The following is an 18472-nucleotide window of genomic DNA, read 5'->3' on the forward strand; positions in this document are numbered from 1 at the left end:
AATTTAAAAAACATCGTCATGAAAAAATTCTTCGAAAAACTGTATGATTGGTTCTCTCGTTTACTATTCGGTAATGAACATATCTCTCACTATTAATCTAGTGTAAATAGTGAAAGTTTATTCATTAAAAGACAGAACGGTTAATTAAAAATACATGATAAATTCAGTATTGTTTTTATTGTGTGTTTTTTCATGTTTTGATGTTACAGCTTCAGACTTTGTTCAAATAAAGTAACATCAATGGCATTAGTCACATCGTAATCTCCTATTTTAGTTCGGCGTAGCGCTGTCAAATGGGAGCCAGAGTGCATTGCTTTCCCAAAATCATAAGCTAAGGAGCGAATATAGGTTCCCTTGCTGCAAACTACTCTAAAATCTACTTCAGGTAATTCGATTCGGGTGATTTCAAATTCGTGAATCGTTGTTTTTCTAGAAGCGATTTCAATAGATTCTCCTGCACGTGCATGTTCGTATAGGCGCACTCCATCTTTTTTTATAGCGGAAAAAATAGGCGGTTTTTGGTCAATTTCGCCCAAAAATTGCTTTATTGTTTCGTGAATAAGTGCTTCGTCAATATGTGAGGTCGGGTAGGTTTGATCAATTTCGGTTTCCAAATCGTAGGAAGGAGTGGTGGCTCCGATATGAAAAGTTCCAGTATATTCTTTGGCTTGACCTTGAATTTCGGTGATTCTTTTGGTGAATTTCCCAGTACATATGATGAGTAATCCTGTGGCCAAAGGGTCTAAGGTTCCGGCATGTCCAATTTTAAATTTCTTAGGAAGGCCTACTTTATTAATAAGGGCATATTTTAATTTATTCACTGCTTGAAACGAACTCCATTTTAGGGGCTTGTCAATTAGAATTATTTGTCCGCTTAAGTAGTCTTCTACAGTCATTAGATGATGGTCAAAGGATGAATAAAATAATGAATTACTAAGAGTATGATTCCAACGGCAATACGGTAGTAACCAAAGATTTTGAATCCTTTTTTACTTAAGAAATCAATAAAACTTTTGATGGCCAACATGGCTACAATAAAAGCAATTACATTTCCAATAATTAAGATGTTAATTTGCTCCTGGTTTAATACGAAACCGTCTTTGTAATAGTCGTAACATTTTTTTACTGTAGCGCCAAACATCGTAGGAACAGCAAGGAAAAAAGAAAATTCAGCAGCTGTAGTTCTAGATAATTTTTGAGACATTCCGCCTACGATACTCGCACCCGAGCGGGAAACTCCTGGGACCATGGCAAGACATTGAAATAATCCAATTTTTAAGGCTTTTAAATAAGTGATTTCAGTTTCTTCGGACTTGTTGTACCAATCATCAACTTTTAAAAGAATTATACCTCCTACCAAAAGAGAAACTGCTACCGTTATAGGGTTTTCAAGTAACTCATCAATCTTATCACTCAGTAATAATCCTAAAACAACTGCCGGAATAAAGGCAACTAATAATTTATAATAAAAATCAAAGGTTTGAAAAAAACGCTTGAAATATAGAATCACCACTGAAAGAATCGCTCCTAGCTGAATGACAATAGTAAAAAGTTTGGTAAAATCTTCTTGAGCAATTCCAAAAAAGGAAGATGCGATAATCATATGTCCAGTTGAAGATACGGGTAAGAACTCAGTAATTCCTTCTATAATAGCAAGGATAATGGCTTGAAGTGTGTTCATTTTTTAGTATTCAATGTTCAGTTTTTTAGTATTCAGTTTTTTTAAATTTGCTTTTACTGCAAACTTACAACTGAAACTGCAAACTATTTTTTAGGGCTTTTAAGGATCGAATAAATGGTAATTCCAAATCCAATTAGAACAGTTGTAGGTGCTAATCTGATTCTTCGGAAGTTAAAAACATCTTCGTTAAACACATTTGGGTCATCACTTCCTCCGCCTGACATTAGGATAAAACCTAGGGCAATTACTCCAATTCCTATCAAAAGAATTTTGTAGTTTACTTTATCAAATAAGAATTCTTGTTTATTGTCTTTCATCATTTTATATTTTTGTTTTCTCCAGAATTTACTGAATATTTATTACTGTAAACTGAATACTAATATAAATCGTCTGTTCTTAAATTCAAGAAACGTTGCGTGGCAAAATGAGTACTAATCCAAGTGATTAAAACACCAAGACCAAAAACACCAATTAACACAGCTGCAATCATAAGTTTGTTGTCTAAAATTTGTAAGTCTGGAAAATTCGTTTCTACATAAGCTAAAACACCAATTAATGCCAAAATAGCTAAAACCGCCCCCAGAATCCCTAGTTTGATACTACGCATTACAAATGGTTTGCGAATAAAAGATTTAGTGGCACCCACCATTTGCATGGTTTTGATGATGAAACGGTTAGAATATATTGATAAACGCAATGAACTGTTGATTAACAAAACGGCAATAAAAGTCAAAAAGCCGCTGATGATTAAAATCCACATACTCACTTTTTTGATGTTGTCGTTAACTAAGTTGACTAATTGTTTGTCATAAACGATATCCGAAATCATTTGGTTTTCGCGAAACTTACTTTCAATTTTCGATATACTATCTTTCTCAACATAACTAGCTTTTAAGTGAATGTCATAAGAGTTTTGCAATGGATTTTCACCGAGAAAAGTCAAAAAGTCTTCTCCAATGATGTCCGTATGTTGTTTTGCTGCTTGTTCTTTACTTACATAAACAGAAGACTTTGCGAAAGCCTCTTTTTTTAGTTCTTCACCAAAACGTTTTAAATCATCTTCGTTAGCTTCATTTTTGAAGAAAACTGTCATAGCAATTTTTTCCTTAAAATCGTTGGCTAATTTTTGAGAATTAATGATGAAAAGTCCTAGTATTCCCAGAAGAAACAAAACCAAGAAGATGCTTAGGACAACCGAAAAATAAGAAGAAATTAATCTGCGTTTTTGAAACTTATCAAATGAAGAACTCATAGTCTATTTTAATTATGCGGTAAAAATAATAAAGAATTTCTTTATTTGAAGTTAATAACGTTCAAAGTTTTAAGTTTCGTGTCATAAAGCGGAGATTTTTAAAACATTTTTAGAAAAAGCTGTCGTTTTAAGTAAATAGTAGTTTTAAACTCGCAATTGTTAGTCCGACTGCTAAAAGGTATTTTAGTGTTTTGTTGTTAAATTTTTGACTTCCAAAATAAGAGCCTAATAAACCTCCTATGATGGTAGCTAGAACAGCGACTTGTAATTCTTTTGGAATAAAAAGACCTTCTTTTTGAACCTGACCATAAAGACCTGAAACCGAATTAACAAAAATAAATAGTGCTGACACGGCAGCCGTTTCTTTTAATTTTGACCAACGCATCAAAAGCATTAAGGGGCTGAGGATTATCCCACCTCCAATGCCCAAAAGTCCTGAAAGTAAACCGATACTTCCGCCCGAAAGTAGTCCTGCCCATAGAGGAATTTCACGATTAGGTTTGTCTTTGTCTTCAAATTGATACAACAATCTAATGATGGATATAAAAATGCATACAGCTAATATTTTTTTATAGATTGAATCAGGTAAGCTCATCGTGCCGCCCCAAAAAGCCATTGGTATACTTGCTATCATAAAGGGGAGAAACAGTTTTATTCTAAAATATCCCGCCTTATAAAAACCAATAAAAGAAAATAAGGATACAGCTAAGTTCATGATTAATGCTGATTGTTTCATCATATGAGGAGCAACACCTGCAATAGCCATAATGGCTAGGTATCCACTGGCACCTCCGTGACCTACAGATGAATATAAGAAAGCAACCAATGCTAATAAGAATAACAACAGAATAGAAGTATAGTCCATTATATGAGGATTTGGATAAATAAAAATAATTTTCCAAAAGTAAGTATTATTACTTAGTATTTATTGAGATATTTATTTATTTCTTCTTTTCATTAAATTCCTTTCGTACAATTTACAATAAACGTAAATTTGCCAACTGAAAATCAAGCAATAAAACCTTAGAAACTTTGCAACTTTGCAACTTTGAAACTTTGAAATGAAATACAATCCGAACGAAATCGAAGCCAAATGGCAACAATACTGGGCTGATAATAAAACTTTTGCAGCATCCAACACTTCTGAAAAACCAAAACATTATGTACTTGACATGTTTCCTTATCCATCAGGAGCGGGATTGCACGTGGGGCATCCGTTAGGGTATATTGCTTCGGATGTGTATTCGAGATACAAAAGACATCAAGGTTTTAATGTGTTGCACCCAATGGGCTACGATAGTTTTGGATTGCCAGCAGAGCAATATGCGATTCAAACAGGACAACGTCCAGAAGATACAACTCGTGTGAATATTGACGGTGGTTTTGATAAAGAAGGAAACCAAATTGCAGGTTACAGAAAGCAATTGGACAAAATAGGATTTTCATATGATTGGGACCGTGAAGTACGCACATCCAATCCTGATTATTATAAACATACACAATGGATTTTTATCCAGTTGTTCAACTCTTGGTATAATAAAAGTTCAGACAAAGCAGAAGGTATTTCGACCTTAATTTCGATTTTTGAAAAAGAAGGAAATGGAAATGTGAATGCTGTTTGTGATGATAATATTACTCCATTTTCTGCATCAGAATGGAACGCTTTCGCGAAAGCGCAGCAGGAAAAAATACTATTGCAGTACCGAATGACCTACCTAGCAGAAACCGAAGTAAACTGGTGTCCGGGATTAGGGACGGTTTTGGCTAATGACGAAATCATCAACGGCGTTTCAGAACGTGGTGGCTATCCGGTGGTTCGAAAAAAAATGACCCAGTGGAGCATGCGTATTTCGGCTTATGCAGAGCGTTTATTGCAAGGTTTAAATGAAATTGATTGGACAGAAAGTATTAAAGAAAGTCAACGCAACTGGATTGGAAAATCAGTAGGGGCGATGGTTTCTTTTAAAGTGAATGGACATCAAGAAAATATTTCGGTATTCACCACTCGTCCTGATACTATTTTTGGAGTGACGTTTATGACTTTGGCGCCAGAACACGAATTGGTAGCCAAAATCACAACTCCAGAACAAAAAGCAGCTGTGGAAGCCTATATCGAAAAAACAGCCAAGCGTTCGGAGCGTGAGCGTATGGCCGATGTAAAAACCATCTCGGGTGTGTTTACGGGAGCTTATGCAGAACATCCGTTTACTAAAGAAGCTATTCCAGTTTGGATTGGGGATTATGTTTTGGCAGGTTACGGAACAGGGGCTGTAATGGCGGTGCCTTGTGGTGATGAGAGAGATTATGCTTTTGCTAATTTCTTTAAAGGTCAAAACGGAATGCAGGACATCAAGAACATTTTTGATAAAGACATCTCGGAAGCAGCTTTTGGAGGTAAAGAAGGTTTTGAATTAGTAAACTCTGATTTCTTAAACGGATTAGGTTATAAAAAAGGAACTCAAAAAGTAATTGAAGAATTAGAAAAACTATGTCAAGGGTATGGTAAAATCAATTACCGTTTGCGTGATGCGGTTTTTTCGCGTCAACGTTATTGGGGAGAGCCTTTCCCAGTATATTATGTGGATGGTTTGCCACAGATGATTGATGCGCAACATTTGCCTATCATTTTGCCAGAAGTGGAGAAATATTTGCCAACAGAAGATGGTTTGCCTCCATTAGGAAATGCTACGGTTTGGGCCTGGGATAGTGTTCAGTGTACAGTGGTTAGTAATCAGTTGATAGACAATGTGACCATTTTCCCTTTAGAGTTAAACACCATGCCAGGTTGGGCAGGAAGTTCTTGGTATTGGATGCGTTATATGGATGCTAAAAACGAAACCGAATTTGCGAGTCAAGAGGCCTTGAAATACTGGGAATCGGTGGATTTATATATTGGTGGAAGCGAGCATGCTACGGGTCACTTATTGTATTCTCGTTTTTGGAATAAATTCCTAAAAGACAAAGGTTTTGCTCCAACCGAAGAGCCATTCAAAAAACTGATTAATCAGGGAATGATTTTGGGGACGAGTGCTTTTGTGTATAGATTGGAAGGGACAAATACTTTTGTTTCTAAAAATAAAATTGAAGGACAAGCAGTTCAGCCAATTCATACAGATGTTTCCTTTGTAAATGCTTCTGATGAATTGGATATTGAAAAATTTAAAAAATTTAGAGAGGAATACGCTAATGCTGAATTCATTTGTGATGAAAACGGGAAATACATTGTAGGTCGTGAAGTCGAAAAAATGTCAAAATCCAAATACAATGTAGTGACTCCAGACAATATTTGTAATGAATACGGAGCAGATACCTTGCGTTTATACGAAATGTTCTTAGGGCCATTGGAACAAGCAAAACCATGGAATACGGCCGGTATTTCGGGAGTATTTGGTTTCCTAAAAAAATTATGGCGTCTGTATTTTGATGAGTCGGGATTGATTGTAACTAATGATGAACCAACGAAAGATAATCTAAAATCATTACACAAAACCATTAAAAAAGTGTCTGAGGATATCGAGAGTTTCTCTTTCAATACCTCGGTTTCTCAGTTTATGATTTGTGTAAACGAATTGTCAACGCAAGGTTGTCATTCTCGTGCAATTTTAGAGCCGTTGGCGATTGTGATTTCGTCATATGCGCCGCATATCGCTGAAGAATTATGGTCGGCTTTAGGACATGAAGGTTCGATTGCTACGGTAGCTTTTCCAAAATTCGAAGAAAAACATTTGATAGAATCTGAAAAAGAGTACCCTGTTTCTTTCAATGGAAAAATGCGTTTCACCATCAAATTGCCTTTGGATTTAACCAAAGATCAAATCGAAGAAATTGTAATGCAAGACGAAAGAACGCAAAAACAATTAGACGGTAGAACACCGAATAAGGTGATTATCGTTCCAGGGAAAATTATCAATTTGGTAGGATAGCCAAATAAGAGAAATTCCAATATTTTAAATTCCAAATTCCAATTGTCACACTGAGCTCAGCCTGTCCTGAGTTTGTCGAAGGATCGAAGTGTAATTGGGATTTGGGATTTTTTTTGTTGTAAAAGGAATGTTATATTGTAGAGAGGCACTGCAGTGCCTCTTTGCGGGATACGGTTGGAATTTGGAATATCACAATTTGGAATTTTTTTCTGTATAGAGAGGCACTGCAGTGCCTCTTTACATAATGCCTATTCGCAGTACGTTTGGGATTTGGAATTTTTAGTATTGGAATTTCCTTTTAAAAATGTCAATTTGGCATTTTTTAAAATTGGTGCACATTTTGATAAATTTAAACTAAATTAGAAATCAATAAAAAATATAAAATATGGGAATGGGATATATGATATTGGCTGGTATGATTATGCTAGCGAGTTGGTTAGTAAGTTCGAGACTCAAAAGTAAATTCGAACATTATTCTAAGTTACATTTACAGAACGGCATGAGTGGTGCCGAGATTGCTCAAAAAATGCTTGCGGATAACGGGATTTACGATGTGCGTGTTATTTCAACACCTGGCCGTTTAACGGATCATTACAATCCGATGGATAAAACGGTCAATTTAAGTGAGGCAGTATACAATCAGCGTAATGCAGCAGCGGCAGCAGTAGCGGCACACGAATGTGGTCACGCCGTCCAGCATGCTGTGGGTTATGAGTGGTTAACGATGCGTTCCAAGTTAGTACCGTTTGTAAACGTGGCTTCGACCTATATGCAGTGGGTGTTGCTTGGAGGGATTTTACTTTTAGAGAGTTTTCCGCAGTTGTTGTTAATTGGAATTATATTGTTTGCCACAACGACTGTTTTTTCGATTATTACGTTACCAGTAGAATACGATGCGAGTAATCGTGCCTTGGCTTGGTTAGAAAACAAAAGAATGTTGACACAACAAGAGCAAGCAGGTGCTAAAGATGCTTTAAAATGGGCAGCACGAACCTATTTGGTTGCGGCTCTAGGGTCTATTGCGACACTGTTGTATTATCTTTCAATTTATCTAGGAGGCAATAGAAGAGATTAAATTATAAAGCGAAATCCAGAAAAAATATAAAATTCCAAATTCCAATTTTTACGATTGGGGTTTGGATTTTTTTGTTTTCATATGTGTTGTGTTATTTTGTGTAGTAGAGAGGCACTGCAGTGCCTCTCTACGTCAACATATCACTGGTCGTTTGTCTGTTCTACGATTGGGGTTTGGGATTTTTTTGTTGTGAATAGTATTGTGTCGTTTTGTGTAGAGATGTATTGGGGATAGGGCACTGCAGCGCCTCTTTGCTGCATAACGCCATTTATTTTATAAATTAGTGTTTTTTTCGCACAAAAAAAAACCGCAATTTTTCATTGCGGTTTTAGTATTATATTGAATAAGGTTATCTTATTTTGTCTTATTTGCTTCTACAATGTATTTTTCCAAAGCCATTGTCATAGAAGGTGTGTCAGGTGTTGGAGCAAGAATGTCAATTCGCAATCCGTTGTCTAAAGCTTCTTTTTGAGTCGAACTTCCAAATACTGCTATGCGAGTATTGTTTTGTTTGAAATCAGGAAAATTTTTGAATAATGATTTGATTCCTGTTGGACTGAAAAAAGCCAATACATCATAATAAACATCTGCTAAATCAGACAAATCACTCATTACGGTTTTGTAAAAAGTTGCTTGAGTCCAATCTACTTTTAGGTTATCTAAAGTAATTGGGGCATCAGCATTTAATTGGTCTGAGGCAGGCAAAAGGAATTTTTCATCCTTATACTTTTTAATCAATGGAGATAAGTCAGCAAAATCTTTGGCTCCAACATAGATTTTACGTTTTCTGTAAACCACGTATTTTTGCAAGTAGTAGGCAACTGCTTCTGATTGGCAAAAATATTTTAAAGTTTCAGGAACTTTATAACGCATTTCATCGGCTACTCTGAAAAAATGATCAACAGCATTTCTACTAGTTAAAATAATTGCAGTATAGTTGTTGAGGTCGATTTTTTGAAGACGAATCTCTTTAGCATTTACTCCTTCTATATGGATAAAAGGTCTGAAATCAATTTTTATTTTATGCTTTTGTTGTAATTCATAATAAGGAGAATTTTCAACTTTAGGCTCAGGTTGTGACACCAAAATAGTTTTCACTTTCATATTTTAACAGTTTCTAAGCGATACTTTTTGTGTACCAATAATACATCAAAAAATAGGGTGCTATTTCGAGAGTGCAAAGATATAAAATAAAATAAAACAACTTACTGAATATTATATTTTGATAATTTTTTATTGACATCAGGTAAGTTACTACGCTGAAAACCAACACTATAGCTATTATTAATTGTGGAATTATTACAGGAATACTTTCGTTGTAGAATAAAATAATGTTAAAAGGAAGGATGAGCAATCCAATATATGTTCGATATGTAACTTTTTGTAAGTTAAATTGTTCTACAAACTCTTCAATGTTAAAAGCAGTGGCAATGATTTTTTCAATCAAATATTTTGATAAAATGAAGAAAACAACAAAAGTAATTATTTGGATATAAAGAAGGTAATCTGTTTTAGATGCATAGCCAAAAATAGTCAAGGTTAATTGAATGAAAAAAGCAAAAGAAATGGCGTGTACAATAAATAAAGAAAGAGTAAACCCACTCATTAAATGACTAGAGTCACGGTATATTTTGGAGTATTTGTCTGAAAATATAAGTTTCATAAAATCTCCAAAACGATTCTCGTTTGTCGATTTGGTAACCGTAATAAGCAAAAAAGACAATACAAATAATATTGTAGCCCAATCCTTGCTTTCAACTATCCTCGGATGAAGTAAATGTTCTGTCATAGTGGAGCAAAATTAGTAATTTTTTGATTCAAACTTTTTATTATAGATTTATTATCATACAAATGCATTAAAAAGTTTACTTTTGCGGTGAAATTAGTTGAAATATGAGCGACTGTATTGTTATAATTCCGACCTATAACGAAATTGAAAATATCGAAAGTATCATTCGCGCAGTGTTATCGCAGCATAAAAATTTTCATGTACTTATTATAGATGATAATTCGCCAGATCACACTGCTGATAAAGTGATGCTACTCCAGTCAGAATTTGAAGGGCGATTGTTTTTGGAAAAACGAATGAAAAAATCGGGCTTAGGTACTGCTTATGTTCATGGTTTTAAATGGGCAATTGAAAGAGGGTATGAGTTTATATTTGAAATGGATGCTGATTTTTCACACAACCCGAATGATTTAGAAAAATTATATAATGCTTGCCATTTTGGTGATGCTGATTTAGCTATTGGTTCTCGTTATAAAACAGGTGTTAATGTGGTCAATTGGCCATTGAACAGAGTTTTGATGTCCTATTTTGCATCTGTCTATGTTCGTATGATTACTGGAATGCAAATTCATGATGCAACTGCTGGTTTTGTATGTTATAAAAAACAGGTGTTAGAGACTATTAATCTTGATAAAATCAAGTTTGTAGGCTATGCTTTCCAAATAGAAATGAAATACAGGACCTATTGTAAAAAGTTTAGTATAGCTGAAGTTCCTATTATTTTTACCGATAGAACCAAAGGGCAGTCTAAGATGAGTAATTCAATTATCGTAGAGGCTGTTTTTGGAGTGATATCACTTAGATTGAAAAAAATATTTAATACATTATAATACAAATACAATGAATAGGGTTTTAATTAAGAATGCCAAAATAGTAAATGAAGGGGTGATTTTTGAGGGCGATGTTTTAATTGAAAATGACTTAATTGTTGAAATTTCAGAAAGCATTAGTGCAAAATCATCTGATTATATGATTATTGATGCCGAAGGAAATTATTTGATGCCAGGTGCAATTGACGATCAAGTTCATTTTAGAGAGCCAGGATTAACGCATAAAGGGGATATTGAATCAGAATCTAAAGCAGCTGTAGCTGGTGGGATTACTTCATTTATCGAACAGCCAAATACAGTTCCTAATGCTGTTACTCAAGAAATTTTAGAAGAAAAATATCAAGTGGCTGCTCAAAAATCGTATGCGAATTACTCGTTTATGATGGGGGCAACTAATGATAATTTAGAAGAGGTTTTGAAAACCAACCCAAAAAATGTTGCGGGTATCAAAATATTTTTGGGTTCGTCAACTGGGAATATGTTGGTGGATAATGAAGCTACTTTAGAGAAAATATTTTCAAGCACGCCTTTGTTAATTGCTGTTCATTGTGAAGATGAAGCAACGATTAAGGAAAATACGGCAAAATATATTGCTGAATACGGGGATGATGTTCCTGTAACAGCACACCATTTAATTCGTTCGACTGAGGCTTGCTATAAATCGTCTTCAAAAGCAATTGAGTTGGCTAAAAAGACTGGTGCTCGTTTGCATATCTTTCACCTTTCGACTGCTATGGAAATGGATTTGTTTACCAATAAAATTCCATTAGAAGAAAAGAAAATTACTGCTGAAGTATGTGTGCACCATTTGTGGTTTACAAATGATGATTATGCAACCAAAGGCAATATGATAAAATGGAATCCTGCTGTTAAAACAGCTGATGATAGAGAGGCACTATGGAAAGCATTGTTAGACGACCGCATTGATGTAATTGCTACAGACCATGCACCACATACTTTAGAAGAGAAAAAGCAACCTTATTTAAAAGCACCTTCAGGAGGACCTCTTGTACAACATGCAGTAGTGGCTATGTTTGAGGCGTTTCATCAGGGTAAGATTAGCATTGAGAAAATCGTCGAAAAAATGTGTCATAATCCAGCTAAAATTTTCCAAATTGAAAAACGTGGTTTTATTAGAGAAGGATATTATGCTGATTTAGTGATTGTCAATGCAGGATTGCCTTGGGGAGTTAAGAAAGAAAATATTTTGGCCAAATGTGGTTGGTCTCCATTTGAAGGATTTACTTTTAAATCTAGAATCACGCATACTTTTGTTAACGGTCAATTGGTTTATAACAATTTTAAAGTTAAAAACACCAAGGCTGGTAAAAGATTGTTGTTTGACAGGAATTTCTAACACCATGAGAAAATCAGTTTTCATCGTTTTATTATTGTTTTTTGCAGGCTGCAAAGAGGAAGTCATTCAAAAACCAGAGCATCTTATTGAAAAAGGAGTGATGGTTGATATAATGTATGATTTATCTCTTTTGAATGCTATGAAGTATCAAAGCCAAAGTCAATTAGAAGGGTATGATACAAATGAATTGGAATATATTTATAAAAAATATAAAATAGATAGCGCCCAATTTATACAAAACAATAATTATTATACGTCTAATTATAAGGAGTATAAAAAAATGTTTGATCAGGTAACCGAAAGGATAAATAACGAGAGAATAAAACTGGATACAATAATCAATCGAGAAGAAAACAAAAAAAATCTTTCACTTAAGGAGAAGAGGGTTTCTGATTCATTAAAAAGAAAGAAAAGTTTAAAAGAACGACTTGAAGAAGGGGCAAAGACAAAAGATGAAGGGGTACTAGATTAATTTTTCAATTTAGAAATATCCTTAATATATTGATGAATATCTAAAAAGCTGGTTTTTAAATCAGCTTTTATTTTTTCATTTGAAAAGGTCGTTTTTGTGTAGGAAGACTTAGCAGTGTATCGAGTTAGTTTTCTTTTAGTTTTGAAAAGAGCCGACTTAATCCAATCGATGCGCCAAGCAATTTCTATTAACCAAGGTTTTAAATGAGTTTGAGGGCGTTTTTTATGTAGTGCGTCACTCATTGTGTAAATGATATCTCTAAAGCTACAATTTTCGGCAATAAGCGTGTATCGCTGATTTGAAATAGCACTTTGCATGAGTTCAACCGCTATTCGAACCACATCGGTTACGGCAATAAAACCAGTTGTACCGTCGGTGTAATAAGGTAGCCCTTTGGAGACTTTTTGAAATAACAAACCACTTCCTTGATTATAAAAACCAGGGCCAAGGATAATTCCAGGGTTTATGATGATGCTGTTTAAGCCTTCTTGTTGTCCGCGCCATAATTCCATTTCGGCTCCATATTTTGAAATAGCATAGTCTGAGTGTGGTTTTTCGGGGTTCCACTCTGTTTCTTCGGTAATTATAGTTTCATGTTCTGCTAAATCGCCTAAGGCTGAAGTAGAACTGAAATGACATAGTTTTTGGATGTTTTTGTCGATGCAAAAATTGACAATATTGGCTGTTCCTTCGATATTGGTTTTTCGCATGGCATTTTCGTCTTTTGGATCAAAAGAAATAATGGCAGCACAATGATAGACATAGTCGATATCAATAAATGCTCTTTCTAACGATGGGATATCAGTAATATCGCCTTCGAACCAGTCAATTCGAGAAAATAAAGTTTCTTTTTTGTAAAGTGAGAAAAGAGATTTCGTTTTTTCAATACTTTGAGGAGTACGATAAAGAGCACGTACTTTTTCTTCATTTTCAACCAAATGAAGTAATAAATGTGCGCCCACTAAACCTGTGCCTCCCGTAACTAAAATCATTTGGTAAATATACCTATTTGTGTCGAAGTCGCCAATAGGTAAAGTTTTTAATTCGAGTTCGGTTGTTTTATATGTAAAAAGGTATACTTAATGCGATACTAGCCAAAGCAAATTGACTTCAATTTTATAAAAGGGCAATGTCTCCATCTGTTTATTTTTTTTGATGGTCATTGTAATTGATTTTTGCAGTTCATATTGTTATATTTGCGCACTCGAAGCCTGAAAGGCTGAACTGATGAAGTAAACTGATTATAAAGATGAAAAATATTATTTCCGAATTACAATGGCGTGGTTTAGTTCACGACATTATGCCTGGAACCGAAGAACAACTTTTAAAAGAAATGACTGCTACTTATATTGGATTTGATCCTACATCAGATTCATTGCATATTGGTAGTTTGGTGCCTATTATTCTTTTGGTACACCTTAAAAATTTCGGACATAAACCTATCGCTTTGGTAGGAGGGGCAACAGGTATGATTGGAGATCCATCTGGAAAATCAGATGAGCGTAATTTATTAGACGAAGTTACTTTGACCCGTAATGTTGAAGGAATTAAAGGAGTTTTAGGCCGCTTTTTAGATTTTAATGCAACAGAAGTTAATGCGCCTGTGTTAGTTAATAATTACGACTGGATGAAAGATTTGTCTTTTATCAATTTTGCTCGCGATGTGGGTAAAAGAATTACGGTTAATTATATGATGGCCAAAGATTCTGTGAAAAAACGTATTAATGGTGAAGGTGAAGGAATGTCGTTTACGGAGTTTACCTACCAATTGATTCAAGGATATGATTTTTACCATTTGCATAAAGAATACAACTGTTTGTTACAAATGGGAGGTTCTGACCAATGGGGAAATATTACCACAGGCACCGAATTAGTACGTCGTATGAATGTTGGTGAAGAAGCGAAAGCTTTTGCGATGACTTGTCCTTTGATTACAAAAGCCGATGGTTCTAAGTTTGGGAAATCTGAAGGCGGAAATGTTTGGTTAACAGCAGATAAAACTTCGGTTTATAAGTTTTATCAATTTTGGTTGAATACCACTGATGTTGATGCTGAGAAGTACATCAAAATCTTTACTTTTTTAGACAAAGAAACTATCGAAGCATTAATTGTTGAACACCAAATAGCACCTCATTTACGAGTGTTGCAAAAAAGATTGGCAGAAGAGTTGACTACTTTTGTTCATTCAAAAGAAGAATTAGAAAAAGCTCAAAAAGCGTCTACAATTCTTTTTGGAAATGCAACAGCTGAAGATTTGAAAACCTTAGATGAAGCTACTTTTTTAGAGGTTTTTGATGGTGTACCACAAGCAGAAATTGCAAGAACAGAGATTGAAGTTGGAATTGAAATTATTACTGTTTTGAATGAAAAAACAGGATTCTTTAAATCGAATGGAGAAGCAAGAAGAGCGTTGACGGCAAATTCTATTTCGATAAATAAAGAAAAAGTAAAAGAAGATTATGTTCTTGGTACTAATGATTTAATTAACGGCCAATTTGTATTGTTGCAAAGTGGGAAGAAGAATTATTTTGTAGTGAGAGTGGTTTAGTCTTGCGACTTATTTGAATAATTTACAAACCTCGTTTAATTTGTTTTAAACGAGGTTTTTTTTATGGATTTTGAGTTTCAAAAGATGTGAAATTATACTCTGGTCTAGTAAGATTTGTTCCTCAAAACGTTAATTGGTTAACCAATTTAAGCCTGTTTTTGCTTCTTTACGAGAATTATTTATTAAGTTTATGAATTATTTATAACTAATTATAATTCAATTATTTCAGTGAAGATTAAAAAATTACTCCTATTACGACTATTTATTTTAGTGATTACCTTGTCCGTTAATGCTCAGCAGGAAACTGTTACAAATAAAACGGATTTATTAAGTGCTGTTAACCGAATCAATGCTGGGACGGTTACCACTATTATTATTGCAGATGGTACCTATACCGATGCTTTTATAAATATAAAACGAACTGGAACAGCCGCAAATCCTATTGTCGTAAAAGCTGCAAATCCAGGTCAAGTCTTTTTTGAAGGAAATTCAAGAGTTGCAATGGGTAGTGCATATATCACATTTCAAGGTGTGGTTTTTAGAAATCCCAATTCCTTAGTGACAAGTGGTACCACTATTGAACCCGTTGTTAAATTTAGGTATGATAGCAGTAATCTTTGTAATTATTGTACTCTTACAAATGTAAAAATTGACGGATATAACGGAACAGCAGCTCAATCGGATAAATTACCTGCAGATGGTGGTACAGGATTAACGTTTAAATGGGTATTGCTGTATGGACAATATAACGAAATTAGTTATTGCACATTTGTAAATAAAAAAGGAATAGGTAGTGTGATTAATGATAACAGAGACGCTTCAACGGCTAATTATTCCAAAATTCATCATAACTATTTTAGTGATAGAAGAATAGTTGGTGACTATGTTGATGATCACAATGATCAAGATGCAATACGAATAGGAAACAGTAGTACATCTTTATCAGATTCATTTACCGAAGTTTATGATAATTTATTTAATAACTGGCAAGGTGAGATAGAGATTATCTCTAATAAAAGTGGTAATAATAAATACTACAATAATACTTTTAGGAATTATAGTGGCTCCTTAACACTTAGACACGGTGATAATTGCGAGGTGTACGGCAATTACTTTTTTGCGAACAATAATAATTTTTCAGGAGGAATACGTGTGATAGGTGAAAACCATAAAATATATAATAATTATATTGAAGGAGTAAACTCTACAAAACTAAGTGCTAGTGGTAGCAGTACTTCTAGTAATTTGGGAGGTATCAATATTATGAAAGGGCAAGCTAGTTCTCCTTTAAATGGGTATTATCAGGTGAAAAATGCTACGATTCTTAATAACACTTTTGTAAATTGTGATTTCGGTATTAGAGTGGGTGGCGGTAGTCAAACTTTGCCACCTCTTGACTTGTTAGTAGCCAATAATATCTTTCTGATGAATGGCTCGACTAAAATTGCCATTAACGAACTTATTGCTGCTAATTCGTCATATCCATATACCTATACGGGAAATATAAGGCAATCAGGTACGTGGACTTTAAATGGGATATTATCAAATAATCAATTCGTTACATCAGGTTTGTTGACAAGTGATACCGATTTTTACAGAATAAAATCAGGAAGTGCTGCAATTAATGCGGGGGTAGGAACTTATTCTTTCTTAACAAAAGATATTTTAGACGGGATTCGTCCTACAGCCTTTGATGCAGGCGCTGAGGAGTTTGGAGCAGGCGGAACTCGCTTGCCTTATACAGTAGCGGATGTTGGTGTAAAAGTAGGCTTTGGTGGTAGTGGGTCTTTAGGATTGTCAAAAAATAAATTGAGAGATCAAAACTTAAGAATTTTTCCTGTTCCTGTTAGTGGTGATTATCTCAATATCTATCTTGAGAATCAAATATTAGGAAAGATTCAGGTAGTCAATATTCAAGGAAAAGTAGTTTTAGAATATTTCTGTTTTGATTCTGCTTATAAATTAGATGTCAGTACTCTTTCTAAAGGAACTTATGTACTTAAAGTACAAGGTGTGAGTAAACACTTTGTTAAGTAAAATAAATATTTTAGAATCATAAAAAAATCCGTCTTGTAAACGAACAAGACGGATTTTTTAGTTTTATATAGTGGTGATTATACTATTTCAGAAATTCTTAGGGTATTAACCATTCCTTTTTCTTTGATAGGCATAGCCGCTAAGTTGATAAGGAAATCTCCTTTTTCAACTAATCCTGATGCTGTTACAATCTTATTAACATCTGTTACTGTATCATCAGTGCTTACATCTTGATCGTAGTAAAATGTTTTTACTCCCCATAGTAAACTTAGTTGAGTAAGGATTCTTCTGTTAGATGTAAATACAAGAATGTGAGAAGCAGGTCTCCAAGCAGAAACTTGGAAAGCTGTATATCCACTATTAGTCATGGTACAAATTGCTTTAGCTCCCATAGTGTTCGCTATAATAGCTGCTTGACGACAAATTGTTTTAGTGATAAAACGGTTTGTTCTAATTTGTGGTGTGTTTTGTGGAACTTGAATTACTGGAGCATCTTCAACTGCTTCAATGATTTGAGTCATTTTTTGAATTACTTGAACTGGGTAGTTTCCTGCAGCTGTTTCTCCAGAAAGCATAACAGCATCGGCACCATCCATTACAGAGTTAGCAACGTCATTTACTTCAGCTCTGGTTGGAGTTAAGCTAGTGATCATTGTTTCCATCATTTGAGTAGCAACAATAACTGGAATACGAGCCATTTTTGCTCTACGGATTAAGTCTTTTTGAACTAAAGGTACTTCATGAGCAGGAAGTTCAACTCCTAGATCTCCACGAGCTACCATTAAACCATCACAATAAGCAACAATTTTATCCATGTTTTCAAGTGCCTCTGGCATCTCGATTTTGGCAACGATTGGAATTTTGTATTCAGAATGCTCAGCAATTAAATCCTGTAGGTCTTTTAAATCCTGAGGTGTTTTTACAAATGAAAGTGCAATCCAGTCTACTTTTTGTCCAATTGCGAAAATAGCATCTGCAATATCTTTTTCGGTCAATGCTGGAAGAGAAATTTTTGTATTTGGAAGGTTAACCCCTTTTTTAGATTTTAATTCACCTCCTTGGATAACTTTAGCTACTACTTCTGTTTTCTTGTCAGTTGAAAGGATTTCAAAAATAAGTTTACCGTCATCTAATAAGATTCTCTCTCCTGGATTAACATCATTAGGAAAGTTTTGGTATTTCATGAATACTCTATCAGCAGTACCAATAATATCTTCAGCGGTAGTAAAAGTAATGGTATCACCGTCATTAACTACAATTCCATCTTCCATAACTCCTACACGAAGTTTTGGTCCTTGTAAATCCGCCAATATTGCTGTTGCATAACCAAATTCTTCATTAAGACTTCTAATGATGTTGATTTTCTCCTTTACACCTTCATAATCCGCATGAGAAAAATTAATTCTGAAGACATTTACTCCAGCATCAATCATATCTTTGATGATCTCTCTTGTGCTACACGCCGGTCCTAGGGTAGCTACAATTTTGGTTTTTTTGTTTGTACTCAT

The 18472-nt window shown here is 34.5% G+C and carries 16 protein-coding genes; 7 read left to right on the forward strand and 9 right to left on the reverse strand.

Annotated elements, in window-relative coordinates:
* Positions 1 to 203: 203 nt before the first annotated feature.
* The 5 genes from truB to SLW70_RS04785 all read right to left on the reverse strand — a co-directional run bounded on the left by truB (position 204) and on the right by SLW70_RS04785 (position 3798).
* Positions 204 to 896, reverse strand: a complete 693-nt coding sequence (gene truB / locus SLW70_RS04765; RefSeq protein WP_320890893.1) for a tRNA pseudouridine(55) synthase TruB — start codon at positions 894 to 896, stop codon at positions 204 to 206.
* Positions 896 to 1681, reverse strand: a complete 786-nt coding sequence (locus SLW70_RS04770; RefSeq protein ID WP_320890894.1) for an undecaprenyl-diphosphate phosphatase — start codon at positions 1679 to 1681, stop codon at positions 896 to 898. Before SLW70_RS04770 ends, truB begins: the two co-directional genes overlap by 1 nt.
* A gap of 83 nt (positions 1682 to 1764) precedes the next feature.
* Complete coding sequence (locus SLW70_RS04775; RefSeq protein WP_320890895.1) at positions 1765 to 1998, reverse strand: DUF3098 domain-containing protein; 234 nt, start codon at positions 1996 to 1998, stop codon at positions 1765 to 1767.
* 59 nt (positions 1999 to 2057) lie between these two features.
* Positions 2058 to 2933 carry a cell division protein FtsX gene (locus SLW70_RS04780; RefSeq protein WP_320890897.1) on the reverse strand — a complete coding sequence of 292 codons (876 nt, stop codon included), beginning with the start codon at positions 2931 to 2933 and terminating at the stop codon, positions 2058 to 2060.
* A 127-nt stretch (positions 2934 to 3060) separates the two neighbouring features.
* Positions 3061 to 3798, reverse strand: a complete 738-nt coding sequence (locus SLW70_RS04785; protein WP_320890898.1) for a sulfite exporter TauE/SafE family protein — start codon at positions 3796 to 3798, stop codon at positions 3061 to 3063.
* Between the two features lie 196 nt (positions 3799 to 3994).
* Here SLW70_RS04785 and leuS point away from each other — a divergent pair, with 196 nt between their 5' ends.
* Both leuS and SLW70_RS04795 read left to right on the forward strand, forming a co-directional pair.
* Positions 3995 to 6856 carry a leucine--tRNA ligase gene (gene leuS / locus SLW70_RS04790; protein ID WP_320890899.1) on the forward strand — a complete coding sequence of 954 codons (2862 nt, stop codon included), beginning with the start codon at positions 3995 to 3997 and terminating at the stop codon, positions 6854 to 6856.
* 385 nt (positions 6857 to 7241) lie between these two features.
* The gene (locus tag SLW70_RS04795; protein WP_320890901.1) at positions 7242 to 7931 is read left to right on the forward strand and encodes a zinc metallopeptidase; all 690 of its coding nucleotides are present in this window, start codon (positions 7242 to 7244) and stop codon (positions 7929 to 7931) included.
* A 354-nt stretch (positions 7932 to 8285) separates the two neighbouring features.
* On the opposite strand, the gene SLW70_RS04800 is transcribed toward SLW70_RS04795, so the two are convergent.
* Complete coding sequence (locus SLW70_RS04800) at positions 8286 to 9035, reverse strand: uroporphyrinogen-III synthase (RefSeq protein ID WP_320890902.1); 750 nt, start codon at positions 9033 to 9035, stop codon at positions 8286 to 8288.
* Between the two features lie 13 nt (positions 9036 to 9048).
* Positions 9049 to 9720 carry a DUF4271 domain-containing protein gene (locus tag SLW70_RS04805; RefSeq protein WP_320890903.1) on the reverse strand — a complete coding sequence of 224 codons (672 nt, stop codon included), beginning with the start codon at positions 9718 to 9720 and terminating at the stop codon, positions 9049 to 9051.
* A gap of 104 nt (positions 9721 to 9824) precedes the next feature.
* Between SLW70_RS04805 and SLW70_RS04810 the strand changes: the two genes are divergently transcribed.
* Genes SLW70_RS04810 through SLW70_RS04820 form a run of 3 tightly spaced genes read left to right on the forward strand, consistent with a single transcriptional unit; the run spans position 9825 to position 12379 of the window.
* A complete protein-coding gene (locus SLW70_RS04810; protein WP_320890904.1) occupies positions 9825 to 10550 on the forward strand; it encodes a polyprenol monophosphomannose synthase in 726 nt (241 codons plus the stop codon).
* A 10-nt stretch (positions 10551 to 10560) separates the two neighbouring features.
* The gene (locus SLW70_RS04815) at positions 10561 to 11907 is read left to right on the forward strand and encodes a dihydroorotase (protein ID WP_320890905.1); all 1347 of its coding nucleotides are present in this window, start codon (positions 10561 to 10563) and stop codon (positions 11905 to 11907) included.
* Positions 11891 to 12379, forward strand: a complete 489-nt coding sequence (locus SLW70_RS04820) for a DUF4296 domain-containing protein (RefSeq protein ID WP_320890907.1) — start codon at positions 11891 to 11893, stop codon at positions 12377 to 12379. Before SLW70_RS04815 ends, SLW70_RS04820 begins: the two co-directional genes overlap by 17 nt.
* On the opposite strand, the gene SLW70_RS04825 is transcribed toward SLW70_RS04820, so the two are convergent.
* Complete coding sequence (locus SLW70_RS04825) at positions 12376 to 13371, reverse strand: NAD-dependent epimerase/dehydratase family protein (protein WP_320890908.1); 996 nt, start codon at positions 13369 to 13371, stop codon at positions 12376 to 12378. The two genes, SLW70_RS04820 and SLW70_RS04825, sit on opposite strands and share 4 nt — an antisense overlap.
* 257 nt (positions 13372 to 13628) lie before the next feature.
* Here SLW70_RS04825 and tyrS point away from each other — a divergent pair, with 257 nt between their 5' ends.
* On the forward strand, positions 13629 to 14927 hold the full coding sequence (tyrS, locus tag SLW70_RS04830; RefSeq protein WP_320890909.1) for a tyrosine--tRNA ligase: 1299 nt from the start codon (positions 13629 to 13631) through the stop codon (positions 14925 to 14927).
* 228 nt (positions 14928 to 15155) lie between these two features.
* Positions 15156 to 16964, forward strand: coding sequence for a chondroitinase-B domain-containing protein (locus SLW70_RS04835; protein WP_320890910.1), 1809 nt, complete (start codon positions 15156 to 15158; stop codon positions 16962 to 16964).
* Positions 16965 to 17041: 77 nt separating this feature from the next.
* On the opposite strand, the gene pyk is transcribed toward SLW70_RS04835, so the two are convergent.
* Complete coding sequence (gene pyk, locus SLW70_RS04840) at positions 17042 to 18472, reverse strand: pyruvate kinase (protein WP_320890911.1); 1431 nt, start codon at positions 18470 to 18472, stop codon at positions 17042 to 17044.

Origin of the sequence: Flavobacterium sp. NG2, assembly GCF_034119845.1 — a bacterium.
Classification (GTDB): Bacteria; Bacteroidota; Bacteroidia; order Flavobacteriales; family Flavobacteriaceae; genus Flavobacterium.